Source organism: Sphingobium sp. UBA5915, assembly GCF_002431195.1.
GTDB lineage: Bacteria > Pseudomonadota > Alphaproteobacteria > Sphingomonadales > Sphingomonadaceae > Sphingobium > Sphingobium soli.
The window spans coordinates 147,737-162,756 of the sequence record NZ_DJDV01000100.1 but is presented as its reverse complement, the minus strand read 5'-3'; the positions used below and the strand labels follow the sequence as shown (position 1 = coordinate 162,756).

The following is a 15,020-nucleotide window of genomic DNA, read 5'->3' as shown; positions in this document are numbered from 1 at the left end:
CCGTTTGCACGCCGATTGACACCCCAGGCGAGCGAAAGCGGCACGTTCGAGGCATGGCTGAAGATGCCGCCGCCGACGATGAAATCATCGGGCGCATGGAGCTTGAACAAGAATAGTTCGCCGACTGACACCGCGCCGAAATTGCGATTGCCGCTTGGCTGCCAGAAATTGACCTCGTCGGGCCACTCTTGGCTTAGCAGCTCGAACCAGCTGCGATCGGTGATGGCGACGAAAAGGTTGACCACGAGTGGCAGCTTCACCTCTCATCGGGTCGAGAGCAAGCCCGCTAAGCAGGCGTCGTCACTGCAGCATCTTCATGCATGGGCAGCCCGTCCCGCCGACATAGCTGCCGTTACAGGGCAACACGCAGCGCCCTAATTTCTGCCGTCCATTCGCAGTGCCGACCGGCGCCAGCTTTGCGCCCCATTTCGGCCGTTCCACTCCTTCCATGGGTGATCCACAAGCGGACAGCCATTGAGATCTTGCACAACGCTATGGTGCCCGAGGCATCCGATGACCTTGCATTCACCGATCTTGTCCGACTCGCAGGACCGTAACATCTGTCCCAGCTCGTCTCGTAAAGCCATTAGATCGGAGATTTTGCGCTCCACCTCGGCTAGTTGCTGCTGAACCAGTTGATCAACTTCCTATCGCGCGGGTCCGGTTCCCATTCGCCGCGCGAACCACAAAGTCGCTGAAGGGACCACAATCCACATCAGCATGGGGACTAGGCCAATGTCGGTCCCCGGCAGCAGAGGCATGCTCTCGCTGTACGTCCATCCCCAATCGGCGCCGACCGCCAGGATTTCGACGAAAGCCGTTATTACGAGGCCGGTCGCAAGGTAGACGGCGAAGCGCCAAGCCTCAAAACGGGTCAACCACGGACATTGTCGATTGCCGATCGAGGCGACGAGATAAGCCGCAACCATTATGCCAGCGTCGCCGAACGAGGCTAGGCCACAGCGGCGAGCAGCCTCGGCGGGCGACAGACCAGCTGACTGGTAGAAGGGAAGCTGGAGCATCTCCCAGGCGAAAGCGATGAAAATTCCGAACAGGGCGATCCAGAGCGCTGGATGAGCACCGCGCCATTCGCGCGATTTCTCAGAGATTGGGTTTTGATCCTGCATCGTCTTATCCGTTACTCGCGCCATCTCCGTCCCGCCCTCACCGCTCAGGTATCGAATTTGGGAAGAGCGAGGCCGCGCAGGCGCAGGGCGTTGCCGATCACCGATACCGAAGACAGGCTCATCGCTGCGGCCGCGATCATCGGGTTCAAAAGCAACCCGGTCCATGGATAGAGGACACCTGCAGCGACCGGAATTCCGAGCGCATTATAGGCAAAGGCAAAGAACAGGTTCTGCCTGATGTTGCGCATAGTGGCCCGAGACAGGACGAGCGCCTGAACAACGCCGACGAGGTCGCCGCGCACCAATGTCACGCCCGCGCTTTCGATCGCGACATCGGTACCCGTTCCCATCGCGATGCCGACATGCGAAGCGGCAAGCGCGGGTGCGTCGTTTATGCCGTCGCCGGCCATAGCGACCCGGCGACCCTCGCTCTTCAACTGCTCGATCTTGCGATGTTTGTCCTCGGGCGAGACATTCGCTTCGACTTCGTCGATACCGACCTGGCTTGCTACCGCACGCGCGGTGGCTTCGCTGTCGCCGGTAAGCATCACGATCTTGATGCCGCGCTCATGCAGCGCGGCAATAGCGGTGCGGCTGGTTTCCTTGATCGGATCGGCGACAGCGATAAGGCCTGCCGGTGCCCCGTCCACGGCCACGAACATCACCGTCTGTCCGAGGCTTCGGCCTTCGTCCGCCGTTGACCGCCAGCCTTCTTCGAGCGCCCCTATACGCTCCATCATCTTTTCATTCCCGATCGCGACCCTGCGCTTGTCGACATTTGCCTGGATGCCTTCGCCGGTCACGGACTCGATATCGGAAGCGTCGAGGATGGCAGCGCCCCTGTTTTGAGCCCCTTCCACGATCGCGTGGGCGAGCGGATGCTCGCTTCCTCTCTCAACGGCAGCGACAAGGCTCAGCAACTCCTGCTCGTCGAAATCTGACTGCGGTTTTACGTCGACAAGATCGGGCTTGCCCCGGGTCAGTGTGCCGGTCTTGTCGACAACCAGCGTATCGATCTTTTCCAGCGTTTCGAGCGCTTCGGCGTTCTTGATCAGGATGCCGTGCTGGGCTCCCTTGCCGGTGCCGGTCATGATCGACATTGGCGTCGCCAGTCCGAGCGCGCAGGGACAGGCGATGATCAGAACGGCGACCGCGTTGACGAGCGCGTAGGCAAGGGCCGGTGCCGGTCCCCAGATGGCCCAGACGACAAAACTCACGATAGCGACAAGGACGACGATGGGCACGAACCATCCGGTGACTTGGTCGGCGAGCCGCTGGATCGGTGCCCGGCTGCGCTGCGCCTCCGCCACCATCTGCACGATCTTCGAGAGCATGGTGTCCGCGCCGACCTGCGTCGCGCGCATGGTGAAGCTGCCGGTCTGGTTGACAGTGCCTCCGATCACGGGATCGCCAGCGCTTTTCTTGACGGGAATGGGCTCGCCGCTGATCATGGACTCGTCGATGGCGCTGCTTCCATCCTCGAGCGTGCCATCGACGGGGACCTTGTCGCCCGGACGCACGCGCAGCAGGTCCCCCGACGTCAATTCATCGAGCGGTACTTCGCGCTCATCGCCGCGACCGAAGATCTTCATCGCGGTCGGGGGCGCGAGTTCGAGAAGCGCTCGCAAGGCGCTCGATGTCGATCCGCGCGCCTTGAGCTCGAGCACCTGCCCGAGCAGCACGAGGGTCGTGATAACCGCTGCGGCCTCGTAATAGACGCCGACCCGGCCCGCATGATCGCGGAAAGCCTCGGGGAAGATGTCCGGGGCGAGGGTTGCCACAAGGCTGAACAGATAAGCGATGGCAACGCCGAAGCCGATCAGGGTGAACATGTTGAGGTTCATGGTTCGGACTGATTGCAGCGCGCGGGTGAAGAAGGGCCAGCCGCCCCAAAGCACCACCGGAGTGGCCAGCAGAAGCTGCAGCCACTGCGCGAAAGCGGGTTCGATGACCTGATCGAACGGTCGCGACGGGATCATGTCGCCCATCGCATAGGCGAAGAGCGGCAGGGTGAAGAGCGCGCTCCACCAGAACCTTCGCCGCATGTCGACGAGTTCGGGATCGGGGCCCTCGTTCAAGGTGACCGTTTCGGGTTCGAGGGCCATCCCGCATATCGGGCAGGAGCCCGGCCCCGGCTGCCGGATCTCCGGATGCATCGGACAGGTGTATATCGTACCTTCCGGGACATCCTCGACAGCATCGAGGTGCGCCTTCGAAAGATACATCTCCGGATCCGCGCGGAACTTGTCGAGGCAGCGCGAGGAGCAGAAGTAATGGTCGCCACCCTCGTGTCGATCGATGAAGCGGGCGCCGTCCATCTTCACGCTCATTCCGCAAACGGGGTCGGTCGCCGTACCCTCGATTGCATTGTGCCCATCGCTCATCTGTCGTTCTCCCCTAATTGGCCGTGACCACGAATTGCCCCATCATGCCTGCGTCCTCGTGCTCGAGGATATGACAGTGATACATGTAGGGATTGTCGGGATCGGTATTCTCTTCGAACCGCAACAGCAGCCTGACCTGTTCACGTGGCTTGACGATAACGGTGTCCTTGAAGCCCGCCTCTTCCGCCTGCGGAGGCCGACCGTCCCGGTCGAGCAAGCGGAACTGCACGTTATGAATATGAAAGGGATGGGCCATCATCGATGCGTTGGCGATTTCCCATATTTCCCACTGACCCACCGGTACGCGCTGATTGATGACATCCATGTCCATGGTCTCGCCGTTGATCGCCATGCCCCGACCCATCATGCCCATATCGAGTACGAAACGGCGGCTGCGAACGGCGAGCGAGGGGTCTGGCGCGGCTAGCGCGGCCAGGGTGGGCGGGAGCATCACTGGAGTCGATGATCCGGAGGGACGCATATCGAGGATCGAAAAGGTGCGGCCCTGCCTCTCGCGACCGGTCCGGTTTCCCATCATTCCGCCGTCCATCATACCCCCGCCTTCTCCGGCCATCATGCCCATGGCGTTATCAGGACTGCTGGCATTCAGGCGCAGCGGGCGCCCTTCGGAAAGGTCGACGATCACTTGTGCGCGTTCGCCTGGGGCAAGGGTAAGACTGCGAATCTCGCGGGGTGCGGCAAGCAGGCCGCCATCGCTTGCGATGAGTTGCATCGGACGATCACCTTCGAGCGAGAAGGTGTAGAACCGCGCATTCGATCCATTGAGAAGCCGCAGGCGCAGCGGGCCGGCGGCGCCGTCGAAAACGGCATTGGCCGTTCCGTTCACATAGATGCGCTCACCTATCACCCCCATCATCCGCGAGTGCATGTTGAGCCGGTAAACGAGGCGGCCCGAGCTGTCGATCACGCGATCCTGCACGATGAGCGGTATGTCATCCACACCGTACCGGCTCGGCAGATCGAGGCGATCCTCTTCCTCGTCGCGCACGTAGATCGGGGCAGCAAGTCCGGCATAGACCTGTGGTCCGGCCCGGCGATGCAGATGCGAATGATACCAGTATAACGAAGCGCGCTGGCGTAGTTCGAAGGACGGGCTCCAGCGCTCACCGGGCCGTATGAGCTGGTGCGGCCCGCCATCCGCTGTGGCGGGAAGTTCGAAACCATGCCAGTGGACGGTCGCATCTTCGGCAAGCTTGTTGTCGATGTGAAAGCGAACCTGTTCGCCGCGGCGCATTTCGAGGGTCGGGCCGAGATAGGATGCGTCGATACCGATCGTCGGAGACGGAGTGCCGGGCACGAATTCTTTCTCGCCCGGTGTCAGGGACAGGCGAAAGACACGCTCGCCCCGTTCGATCGTTCCTGCTTGTAGCGGAGGAATAGCAAGGGGACTGCTTGCGCCTGATCGATCGAGCGACATCTTGCCTTGCGTGTCGCAACCCAGCAGCGGCAGCGCCGCGAAACCCGTCGCCGCGAGGCCGGCGCTTTTCATGAAGTCGCGGCGATCCTGAAAGTTGGGCCTGTCGATACCTGGCATATTCACCTGTTTTCGCGTGGGAGGCACCGGCGCAACCGAGCGCCTCCCACCCACCGTCCTATCGCGGCGTTACCGAGGTAACGACGCTGCCTTCGGTTCCAGTACGAAATTCAAAGGCTATCCCCTCACCGACACTGACCTGTTCGAGGATTGGTTCGTCGGCTTCGAAGGCCATGGTCATCGCGGGCCATCCGATACTTTCGACCGGACCATGCTCGATGGTCACGGTGCCCGCCTCGGAATCGATGGCTGTTACCGTTCCCTCCGCGCTGGCGCTCTGCTCGCCGCCGGTCTCTTCCGCCATCGGCATTTCGCCTGACATGGGCATGCTGTCCGAGTTCGCCATGTCGTCAGACATCATGGTCTCTGAGCTGTCGTCTGCAGCGTCGCAGGCTGCAAGCGCCAGCGGTGCCGCGAGCAGGATCATGTAGGTTGGGGTACGCATTCTTCTTCTCCTTGAGAATTGGCCGATTTTTCCGGACGGGGGCGCCGCAACAACAGATAAGCGGCGGGAAGCAGGAACATGGACAGGAGCGGCGCGGTAATCATGCCGCCGACCATCGGCGCGGCGATGCGGCTCATGACTTCCGAGCCCGCGCCGGTGCCGATCAGGATCGGAAAGAGACCGGCAAGGATGACTGCGACGGTCATCGCCTTGGGCCGCACGCGCAGGAGCGCGCCCTCCCGGATGGCCTCGTCCACTTCTTCGGCGCTCAGGTCAGCTTGTCGCCGTTCCAGTGCGGCTTTCAGGTAGATCAGCATCACGACGCCGAATTCGGCGGAGACGCCGGCGAGCGCGATGAAGCCTACCGCAGTCGCCACCGACTGGTTGTAGCCCATCAGATAGAGCAACCAGTATCCGCCCGTCAGCGCAAAGGGCAGCGTGCCCATGATCAGCAAGGCTTCGTCCCAGCGTCGGAAAATGAGATAAAGCAACAGGAAGATGATCGCGAGCGTCGCGGGAACCACGATCTTTAGTCGCTCATAGCCGCGCGTCAGATATTCGAATTGGCCCGCATAGGACAGACTGACGCCGGCAGGCAGATCGACGCCCGCGGCGACGGCCTCCTGAAGATCGGCGACCACCGAAGTAAGATCGCGGCCCCGGACATCGACATAGATGTAGCTGGTCAGACGACCCTGCTCGCTCTTGAGCATCGGCGGACCGTCGCTGACGGCGATACGGGCGACAGTGCCGAGCGTAATCTGTTGGCCGGACGGCGTCAGAACCGGCAGGGCCCTGAGTTCATCGACGCTGTCCCTGATTTCGCGGGGATAGCGCACATTGATCGGATAGCGCGCCAGCCCCTCGACGGTCCGTGCGACATTGGCGCCGCCTATTGCACCAGAGACGATCTGCTGGATGTCGGCAATGTTGAGTCCGTATCGCGCGGCCGCCATCCGGTCGATATCGACATCGACATAGCGACCGCCCGACAGCCGCTCGGCCAGCGCGGAACTCACGCCAGGCACGGTCTTGGCGATACGCTCCACATCGAGTGCAACGCGTTCCAGTTGATCGAGATCGTCGCCTGACACCTTGACCCCGATCGGGCTCTTGATTCCGGTCGCGAGCATGTCGATCCGGTTGCGGATCGGCGGCACCCAGACATTGGCGAGGCCCGGCACCTGGACGACCCGGTCGAGTTCCTCGACCAGCAGATCGGGCGTCATTCCCTCGCGCCATTCTTCGCGGGGCTTGAAGCGGATCGTCGTTTCGAACATCGTCAGGGGAGCCGGATCCGTCGCCGTATCGGCGCGCCCCGCTTTACCGAACACCGTTTCCACTTCCGGGACCGACTTGATCAGGCGATCGGTGCGCTGCAGCAGCGCCGACGCCTCGCCGGGGGAAAGGCCGGGCAATGCACTCGGCATATAAAGCAAATCGCCTTCATCGAGCGGCGGGAGGAACTCGCCGCCAAGCCGGGTGAAGGGGATCGCGGTGGTCAGAAAGATCAGCGCCGCGATCGCCAGCGTTGCCTTGGGGCGCCGCATGACCCAGTCGAGCCCCGGACGATAGATTTTCGTCAGCCAGCGGTTTAGAAAATTGGAATCTTCCGAAGGGATCTTCCCACGGATCAGCCAACCCATCATCACCGGCACCAGCGTTACCGAAAGAATGGCCGCGGCAGCCATCGCATAGGTCTTGGTGAAAGCAAGCGGTGCAAATAACCGCCCTTCCTGCGCCTGCAGGGTAAAGACCGGTAGGAACGACAGCGTAATGATCAGCAGGCTGAAGAACAGCGCCGGTCCCACTTCCTTCGATGCATCGGCGATGATCCGCCAGCGTTCCTTCACCGCGAGCACGGTATCGGGATTCTCGTGTTCCCATCGCTCGAGATGCTTGTGCGCGTTCTCGATCATCACAACGGCGGCATCTACCATCGCACCGATCGCGATGGCTATTCCACCCAGCGACATGATGTTGGCATTGACGCCCTGGAAGCGCATCACGATGAAGGCTGCGAGCACGCCCAAAGGCAGGGTGATAATGGCGACGAGTGCCGAACGCGCGTGCCAGAGGAACAGTGCGCATACGAGCGCCACGACAATAAACTCTTCGATAAGCTTCGTGGTGAGGTTCTCGATCGACGCATCGATGAGCTGGGATCGGTCGTAGGTCGTGACGATCTCGACGCCTTCGGGAAGGCTTGCCTGCAACTCATCGAGTTTGAGTTCCACGGCCTGTATTGCGCTTCGCGCATCCGCCCCCTGGCGCAGGACGATGATGCCGCCGGCAACCTCGCCTTCGCCATTGAGCTCGGCGATGCCTCGGCGCAGTTCGGGGCCGACCTGGATCGTCGCTACGTCGCCCAGCGTGACCGGAACGCCGCCGCTCACCGCGCGCAGCGGGATCGCCCTGAAATCGTCGAGGTCGCCGAGATAGCCCGAGGCACGCACCATATATTCGGCTTCGCCCATCTCGACGATCGAGCCGCCCGCTTCCTGGTTGGCGGCCTGGATTGCGCTCACGATCTCGGCGTGAGTCACGCCGAGCGATGCCATCCGGTAAGGTTCCAGCACGACCTGGTATTGCTTGACCATTCCGCCGACGCTGGCGACCTCGGCAATGCCGGGAATCGTCTTGAGCTCGTAGCGCAGGAACCAGTCCTGCAGGCTGCGCAGTCCGGCAAGGTCGTGCCCGCCGGTCCGGTCGACGAGCGCATATTCGTAGATCCACCCCACACCGGTTGCATCGGGCCCAAGCGTGCTCGTGACGCCATCGGGCAGGCGGTTCTGCACCTGGTTGAGATATTCGAGCACGCGCGAGCGTGCCCAGTAGAGGTCGGTACCGTCCTCGAAGATGATATAGACATAGCTGTCACCGAACATCGAATAGCCACGGACGGTTTTCGCCCCCGGCACCGAGAGCATGGTCGTTGCCAGGGGATAGGTGACCTGTTCCTCGACGATCCGGGGGGCCTGACCCGGATAGTTTGACCGGACCACAACCTGCACATCGGACAGATCGGGCAACGCGTCGACCGGCGTCGTGCGCACCGCCCAGAAACCGGCCAGCGTTACCGCGACGGCGGCGAGAACGATAAACAGGCGGTTGGCGATCGAGGCATCGATTATCCGAGCAATCATTGTCCGGCCCTCGTGATAGACTCGATCCGGGGGCCGGCATCCTGCTGGGTGAAGGTGAAGCGCACCCTGTCTCCCGTCTCGAGCCCGCGCATTTGCGCCGCGCTCTTCGTGCGGAAGGTCATGGTCATCGCGGGCCAATCGAGCCGGGGCACAGGACCATGCCGCAGCGTCACCGAACCATTGGCGATCGACTGGATCGTGCCGGTGGCACCGAAGGTCGCTGGTGCGTCCTCGCCGCCGGTGGAAGCGTCATCTGCCTGATCTATCGGACGGACGTCCAGTCCGGTGAGGCTTGCTTCGGAATCGAGCAGGAACTGACCCGATGTCACGACCTGGTCGCCTGCCGACAGACCGGCCAGCACTTCGGTCCTTCCACCCGCTTCGCGGCCGATCCGGACCTCGGCGGGCATGAAACCGCCCTCGTCCTGCTTCACCATCACGATGGTTCGACGTCCGGTCCTGATAACCGCTTCGGACGGTACCAGCAGCGCGCGGCGTGTGTCCGGGGTCAGCGAGACCTGTGCGAACATGCCCGGCTTGAGGCGCCCGGATGCATTGGGCAGTTGCGCACGAACGGTGATCGTACGGCTTGCATCCTGCGCGCTCGGCAGGATAGCGATGATGGGCCCGGAGAAGCGTTCCTCGGGGAATGCGGTCAGCGTCGCGCTGACAGGTTGCCCGACGCGGACAGTCGCCGCCTGCCTTTCAGGCACCGCGGCTTCGAGCCAGATCGGTGAGAAACCGGTTATCTCGGCGAGCGTCTGTCCGGCCATGACTGTCATTCCCGGACGCACGCCGAGCGATGTGATGGCACCTCCAATCGGCGCGGTAACGGTGATCGTGGACTGCGGACGTCCATTGCGCCCTACCGATGAGATCAGGCCTGGAGGCATGCCCAAAAGGCGCATGCGTTCGCGCATGGCCTGCGCAAGTTCTTCATCACCGCTGTTCAGGACGGCCAGATACTCCTGCTGCGCTCCGCCCCATTCGGGAACCAGGATATCCGCGAGCGGCGCGCCCCGTCCAACGACATCGTCGGGCGCGCGGCCGTAGGTTCTTTGTACATAGCCTCCGGCACGTGGCTGGACGATCGCGACGTCGCGTTCATTGTAGGCCAGAACGCCTGTGACGGTTATTTCCGGCTCGAGGACGCCGTACTCGGCTTCAGTGGTGCGGATGCCGAAATTCTGCACCAGGCCGGGATCTATCCTGACGCCTGCAGTGGCCTCCTCGCCCGCGCACTTGGGCACCAGCTGCATATCCATGAAGGGCGACTTGCCCGGCTCGTCGAAGTGCTGCCCCGGCACCATCGGGTCGTACCAGTAAAGGACCTCCTCGCATTCGGTCGCACTGCCGCCCGCGTCGCTTGCACCACCCTGGCCTTCGCCGAGCTGCGAGAGACCATAGCCGGCGGCAAGACTGATGAGCGCGACCGTGCCTGCCATCATCCAGGATTTCTGGCGCGGCGACAGCCTGTCCCACGGGGCTCCCATTGCGGGTCTCATCGGCCATACTCCCCATAAGTCAGTCGCAGGTTCGCGGCGGCCTCGACGGACGCCTCTTCGCGTTGCAGAATTTCCACCCGCAGCATGGCGAGCGTTTTGATGGCGTCGATGATGTCGAGCAGATCCGCGCGGCCTGCGGCAAAGCTCGCGCGTTCGAGGTCCACGCGGCTTTCGGCAAGAGGGAGCAGTTCGTCCGTCGCGCGCTGCCATTGTCGATAAGCGCTGCGCCATGCGGCGAGATCGGTCTCGAACTGGGCTTCGAGTTCACGGAGCCGGTCTGCTCTGGCCGACTGCGCCGCCGCCGCCTCGGCGTCGGCGGCGGCTACACGCGGGTTTTGGCGCCGGTCGGCGAAAATCGGGAGCGTGATCGAACCCATCACCGAGACGACATCGCCAAAGTCGGGATCGCGCCTTCCATAGCTCACATTGACGCCGAAATCCGGACGCCTTTCCGATCGGGCAAGATCACTTCGCGCTTCCGCTTGACGAACCTGCGCAAGCGCCACGACAAGTTCCGGATTGCTTTGCAAACTTGCCCGCAAACCTTCGGGATCGAGATCGGGCGAAGGCGTGGTTCCGGTCGCGATAGCGTTCGTCAGAGCGGTATAGCGCGACAGCATGGCTTGCGCGGCCTCTCGGTCGGCTTCAATCTTGGTCCGCATATCTTCGACCTCGAGCACGGCACGGCGTATTTCGAGACTTTCGGCGGGTCTGGCCGAACCGGCGGCTACAGAACTGCGCGCGAGTGGCACGAGCCCCCCGATTTCAGCAAGCGCATCGTCGGCCACGGTCAGAGCCCGTTGGGCGTAAGCCAACGAGATCCATGCCTTTCCTGCGCTGACGCACACCCTGTAACGGGTTTGAATCAACTGTGCTGCGGCAAAGTCGATGTCGGCGTCCGCCATTCCAGACCGGGCCCTGCGCTTTGCGAGATTGGGAATCTCCTGTTCGATTCCGACTTGGATCTGCGTGGGAAGCTGGCGACCCAGATCAAACGCGGCCGGCCCGCTTACCGGCAGGTTCTGGATGCCCGCGCGAAGGCGCGGGTCAGGCAGTTCATCGGCAGCGTCGGCGATCTCGCGCCGGGCGTCCAGTCGCAGCTCGCTTGTTCGAACCTGCGGCTGGTCGCTAGCCGCTGCTCGCAAAGCTTCTTCATAGCCCACCGACTGGGCATTACTTGCCGGCGCAATGGCCAGCAGGACCGGAAGCGCGGTCCAGCATACTCGTTTCATGATTGTTCATTCCGCAAAAGGAGCGCGTCAGGCACGCGTTCCGGATCACCGGCCCGCGTCGAGCGCAGGCCGTTCATCCAGAGGCAGGAGCGCGCAGGCTTAAGCCTGCACGCGGGTCATGCCGGAAATTGCGGAGGTGGCGGTTCTGGCCCCAGCCTTGGGGCGGCGAGCGAATTGGAGATCAAACCGCTGAATTGAGCAGCCTGCGCCGGTAAGTCTTCGGAAAGGGTCGCATCAGCGCCGGGAGCGAGCGGCGCAATGCACCCGAGCGCCACCAGACAATCCAGCCGAAGGTTCTTGCAAGGTGCGCTGCCGTCATCTTCCGTGGAAGTCGCGCCCGCCATCGTTTCCATCTCTGCGCAGGCCGGATCGCCTGCGTCGACGACCTGAGGAAGAGCAGAAGCATGCGCGGCCGACTGGACGAATAGCCCGCAGGCGATCAATAACAGTCCTAGGGTACGCAAGGCTCGCATCACACTCACCTAGAGCTTTGCCGCTTTTAAGACAAGGTCATGCAGCCTGCGGAGAGTCTCAAAATTATCGTGACCCCTCCCGATTGTCGCCGTACGTGTCTCGAACATGCCGCCTCCTCCTCAGTCGATTCCCAGTTCGGCTTTCAGCGCTGTCATGCTTTCGAAGCGGTCTTCTTCTGGGCGGGCTATTGCGGGCTTGGCGTTGACCCAGGTGTTCTCGCAGACGAATTCGAGCATCGCTGCCGCAAGATCCGCGTGCCGGCAGCGAAAGCAACCTTCGGCAAGGCGCTCGTCGGAAATGACGGCTTCACCGGTATAGGGTTCGTCCAGGAGCCAGCCCGGTCGCGCAGCCGTCCATTCCAGGCCTTTCGCGCGCTCCAGAAGATCTTCCATTGCGCGCATCTGTGCGAGAATTTTGTGCAAGGCTGGTCTTGCTGTGAGCTCGAACCATGCAGGAACGCTGGGCTGCGCCTCTACGAACGCTGCCGATATCACGACGATCCGGGAAATGCCGGTTGCCGACATCGCTTCCACCAGCCTGCGGGTTCCCTCCGTGTAAAGCGGAGGCGGATCGATCGCCGTCGATGGACTAAACCCTATACCGAGTGCGGAAATAACAGCACGGCAACCTTCGAGCTCGCTGCTGAAGTCGTCATTGAGTACATCGCATTGGAAGTACTCGACGTTATCGACCCGGTCCGATGGTTCGGGCAAGGTGTGCTCGAACGCTCGAACCGCGATGCCCTTGCGAACCGCATGGCGCAGTATTTCCGTACCGGTCTTTCCTCCGGCACCGAAGACCGCAATGGGTGCTGCATCGGTCACAGGCTCAGCTGCCACTGTCGTACCTCATTATGAATCTGGCCGCGCGTGCCGGGCCCGTCGTGATCATGGAGCGGGCGCCGACGCACGCTGGCGCCCGCTCGCTCGTGTTCACGCCTCGCTGTTGCCGCAGGTCGTGTACCCCCAGAACCCGAACTCGTCCTTCATCCGAGGTCCGGCGACGATGAGTTCCTGCATCTGCAGGCCCGCGTCTCCTTCGTCATCGAGAAGGCGCGTGCGGATACGAAGCTCACCATTCGCATACTCACCCGAGGCGCTTGCTGTGACAGGGATCAGCTTGCCGTTGATCTTGATCGCGCCGCCACCGCTGTTGTCGTAGACGAACGACGGAAACGCGACCTCAGTCAGGCGAAACTGACACGTGTTCTCGGCTCCCAGCGTGGCGAGGTCCGCGTCGCTCATGGTCTCGGGCAGCATGAGGCCCGGGCTGAGGTTGGCAAGAGCGCTCGCAGCACTCTCTATCGGCGCCGCAGTTGCCGGGGGATCGAGCTGTGCTTCGCGATCATTGCCGACCGCGGTATTGGTGTTGCAGGCCGCCAGAGGGAGGGCTGCAAGCGTCAGGATTGCGATCTTGTTCATTGCTGCATCTCCTCGGGCAGGCGTTCTTCGGTGCGCGGACCGTTTTCCTCGATGTCCTGGATGAGATATTTCATCTCGGCGATCTCGCGCCGCTGCGCGACGATGATGGCCTGCGCGAGTTCGCGAACCCGCGGATCCTTCAGGCTCGCCCTCTCGCTAGTCATGATCGCGATCGAGTGGTGCGGGATCATCGCGGCCATGTATTCCGTATCGTCCACCGTGGTCTGGCTGCGTACGAGCCATAGCGCGAGCGCGAAGACGACGGCTCCGACACCCAAGATGATGAAGTTCTTGGTCCGGTCCTTGTACATGCCCCACATGAAGAGAAGCATGACCACCATCATCATCGCGCCCATGACGAACATCATCCAGAAGCGCGTCTCGCTCCAGAAAACGTCGTCCATGTCGAAGCTGTTGGCATACATCAGGAAGAACATGATCACGGTCGAGGTCGATACCATTGCCATGAACCGCCAGTAGTTGCCGCCCCCTCCACCTTTTTCGTGTGCATCGTGCCTAGCTTCAGCCATATCAATTCTCCTTTTCGCTCATGGTTTGATAGACATATTGGGCGGTGCAACTGATCATCAGGAACCCGGTAAGGGCGGCGATGCCGGAAATGGCGCGCATGTGCCCGGCGGGCAGAATATCGCCGAGACCGACCGTCGAGATCGTGATCAGCGCGAAGTAGTAATAATCCATCCAGCTGTTGATGACGTCCTTCTCGAGCCCGCCAAGGCCCCAGACGGAAGCGAGATACATTCCGCCCGCGAATATGCCGGCGATGACCAGATGGCTGAGAAGAACGAGGCTGGAGCCTGCAAGCAGCCGGAAATGGCGTGGGTCCTTGCCTGGCGGAGAAACGGCTTTCGCCCCGCGCAGCATCAACATGTGGAAGTAGAGAGAGATCGCGAACAGCGCGAAACCGAGAAGCAGTGCCCAAATCATAGCGAGACCCAACCCAGGGCCTTGGCACCCATCCAAAGACCCATACCGATCATGAACAGGTTCTCGGTCAACGATACGAAGCCGAGCGGCACGTTGCTGCTTCCGCCGACGCAAGCGCATTTCAACTCGCGCTTGTCGATGTAGACCGCCTTGAACACGCTGACCGCGCCGACCGTCCCTATGAACAGCGATACCGGAACCGAGACGATCGGAAGCGCGTGCGCGACCATTAATATTCCAGCCAAACCCTCACCGAACGGATATAGAAATCCATATCGTACCCAGCGTCGCGCCAGCAGATCGTAGTTGAGGAACATGGTCGAGAAGCTGCGCACGTCCTGCAACTTCTGGATCGCGAGCAAGGCCATCGATAGGCTGACAACCCATTCGACCGCTTCCACCGTGAAAATCGTGTCGAAAACGTACCAGCTAATTGCCAGACCCAGGAGGAAAGCGACGCCGAAAATGGCAATGACGGGCTGGTAGCTGGTCTCGTCATCACCGGCTTGCGTTCTTTTCTTGCCGACATGCTCACGGACATCGTCGTAACCTCCGATGCGCTTCCCGCCGATGAAGGTTTGGGGGGTGGTTTCTACCCCATGCTGCTCTTTGAACGCATCGGTCTCCTCGCGCGTTTTCAAATGGTGGTCGTCCACCTCGAAACCTTCGCGTTTGAGCAAATCGACCGTTTTCAATCCATACGGACAAACGTGGTCCGGCATGACCATTCGGTAAACGGTGGCAGTTTTAGTCGTCACGATATGCTCCGTCTTGAATTTCTTT

At 61.8% G+C, this 15,020-nt stretch carries 13 protein-coding genes; all 13 read right to left on the bottom strand.

Going from position 1 to position 15,020, the window contains the following annotated elements; all coding sequences use genetic code 11:
• A partial coding sequence (locus tag B2V90_RS18845; protein ID WP_293922778.1) for a hypothetical protein occupies positions 1 to 260 on the bottom strand: 260 nt, incomplete at its 3' end.
• A 911-nt stretch (positions 261 to 1,171) separates the two neighbouring features.
• Positions 1,172 to 3,511 carry a heavy metal translocating P-type ATPase gene (locus tag B2V90_RS18840; RefSeq protein WP_086491589.1) on the bottom strand — a complete coding sequence of 780 codons (2,340 nt, stop codon included), beginning with the start codon at positions 3,509 to 3,511 and terminating at the stop codon, positions 1,172 to 1,174.
• 13 nt (positions 3,512 to 3,524) lie between these two features.
• On the bottom strand, positions 3,525 to 5,021 hold the full coding sequence (locus tag B2V90_RS18835; protein WP_247715002.1) for a multicopper oxidase family protein: 1,497 nt from the start codon (positions 5,019 to 5,021) through the stop codon (positions 3,525 to 3,527).
• 103 nt (positions 5,022 to 5,124) lie between these two features.
• A complete protein-coding gene (locus B2V90_RS18830) occupies positions 5,125 to 5,511 on the bottom strand; it encodes a copper-binding protein (RefSeq protein WP_228222244.1) in 387 nt (128 codons plus the stop codon).
• Positions 5,490 to 8,657: an efflux RND transporter permease subunit gene (locus tag B2V90_RS18825; RefSeq protein ID WP_086491587.1), complete on the bottom strand. Its 3,168-nt coding sequence runs from the start codon at positions 8,655 to 8,657 to the stop codon at positions 5,490 to 5,492. The genes B2V90_RS18830 and B2V90_RS18825 overlap by 22 nt, the downstream gene beginning before the upstream one ends.
• On the bottom strand, positions 8,654 to 10,150 hold the full coding sequence (locus B2V90_RS18820) for an efflux RND transporter periplasmic adaptor subunit (RefSeq protein WP_293922773.1): 1,497 nt from the start codon (positions 10,148 to 10,150) through the stop codon (positions 8,654 to 8,656). Before B2V90_RS18820 ends, B2V90_RS18825 begins: the two co-directional genes overlap by 4 nt.
• Positions 10,151 to 10,158: 8 nt before the next feature.
• Positions 10,159 to 11,325, bottom strand: coding sequence for a TolC family protein (locus B2V90_RS18815; protein ID WP_228222245.1), 1,167 nt, complete (start codon positions 11,323 to 11,325; stop codon positions 10,159 to 10,161).
• Positions 11,326 to 11,510: 185 nt separating this feature from the next.
• Positions 11,511 to 11,867 (bottom strand): hypothetical protein, encoded by a 357-nt coding sequence (locus tag B2V90_RS18810; RefSeq protein ID WP_144400834.1) that lies wholly within the window; start codon positions 11,865 to 11,867, stop codon positions 11,511 to 11,513.
• Between the two features lie 120 nt (positions 11,868 to 11,987).
• Complete coding sequence (locus tag B2V90_RS18805) at positions 11,988 to 12,692, bottom strand: NAD(P)-dependent oxidoreductase (RefSeq protein ID WP_039388617.1); 705 nt, start codon at positions 12,690 to 12,692, stop codon at positions 11,988 to 11,990.
• A gap of 108 nt (positions 12,693 to 12,800) precedes the next feature.
• Entirely contained in the window at positions 12,801 to 13,289 is a 489-nt protein-coding gene (locus tag B2V90_RS18800) for a DUF6692 family protein (protein ID WP_009823998.1), read from the bottom strand.
• Positions 13,286 to 13,750: a DUF305 domain-containing protein gene (locus B2V90_RS18795; protein ID WP_008603933.1), complete on the bottom strand. Its 465-nt coding sequence runs from the start codon at positions 13,748 to 13,750 to the stop codon at positions 13,286 to 13,288. The genes B2V90_RS18800 and B2V90_RS18795 overlap by 4 nt, the downstream gene beginning before the upstream one ends.
• Positions 13,751 to 13,820: 70 nt before the next feature.
• Entirely contained in the window at positions 13,821 to 14,237 is a 417-nt protein-coding gene (locus B2V90_RS18790) for a potassium channel family protein (protein ID WP_008603934.1), read from the bottom strand.
• The gene (locus B2V90_RS18785; protein ID WP_293922783.1) at positions 14,234 to 14,965 is read right to left on the bottom strand and encodes a glutaredoxin family protein; all 732 of its coding nucleotides are present in this window, start codon (positions 14,963 to 14,965) and stop codon (positions 14,234 to 14,236) included. Before B2V90_RS18785 ends, B2V90_RS18790 begins: the two co-directional genes overlap by 4 nt.
• Positions 14,966 to 15,020 lie beyond the last annotated feature (55 nt).

Coding starts and splice junctions, on each gene's coding strand:
- B2V90_RS18840 (WP_086491589.1), bottom strand. CDS start 3,511: ATGAGCGATGGGCACAATGCAATCGAGGGTACGGCGACCGACCCCGTT.
- B2V90_RS18835 (WP_247715002.1), bottom strand. CDS start 5,021: ATGAAAAGCGCCGGCCTCGCGGCGACGGGTTTCGCGGCGCTGCCGCTG.
- B2V90_RS18830 (WP_228222244.1), bottom strand. CDS start 5,511: ATGCGTACCCCAACCTACATGATCCTGCTCGCGGCACCGCTGGCGCTT.
- B2V90_RS18825 (WP_086491587.1), bottom strand. CDS start 8,657: ATGATTGCTCGGATAATCGATGCCTCGATCGCCAACCGCCTGTTTATC.
- B2V90_RS18820 (WP_293922773.1), bottom strand. CDS start 10,150: ATGGGAGCCCCGTGGGACAGGCTGTCGCCGCGCCAGAAATCCTGGATG.
- B2V90_RS18810 (WP_144400834.1), bottom strand. CDS start 11,867: ATGCGAGCCTTGCGTACCCTAGGACTGTTATTGATCGCCTGCGGGCTA.
- B2V90_RS18800 (WP_009823998.1), bottom strand. CDS start 13,289: ATGAACAAGATCGCAATCCTGACGCTTGCAGCCCTCCCTCTGGCGGCC.
- B2V90_RS18795 (WP_008603933.1), bottom strand. CDS start 13,750: ATGGTATCGACCTCGACCGTGATCATGTTCTTCCTGATGTATGCCAAC.
- B2V90_RS18790 (WP_008603934.1), bottom strand. CDS start 14,237: ATGATTTGGGCACTGCTTCTCGGTTTCGCGCTGTTCGCGATCTCTCTC.
- B2V90_RS18785 (WP_293922783.1), bottom strand. CDS start 14,965: ATGGTCATGCCGGACCACGTTTGTCCGTATGGATTGAAAACGGTCGAT.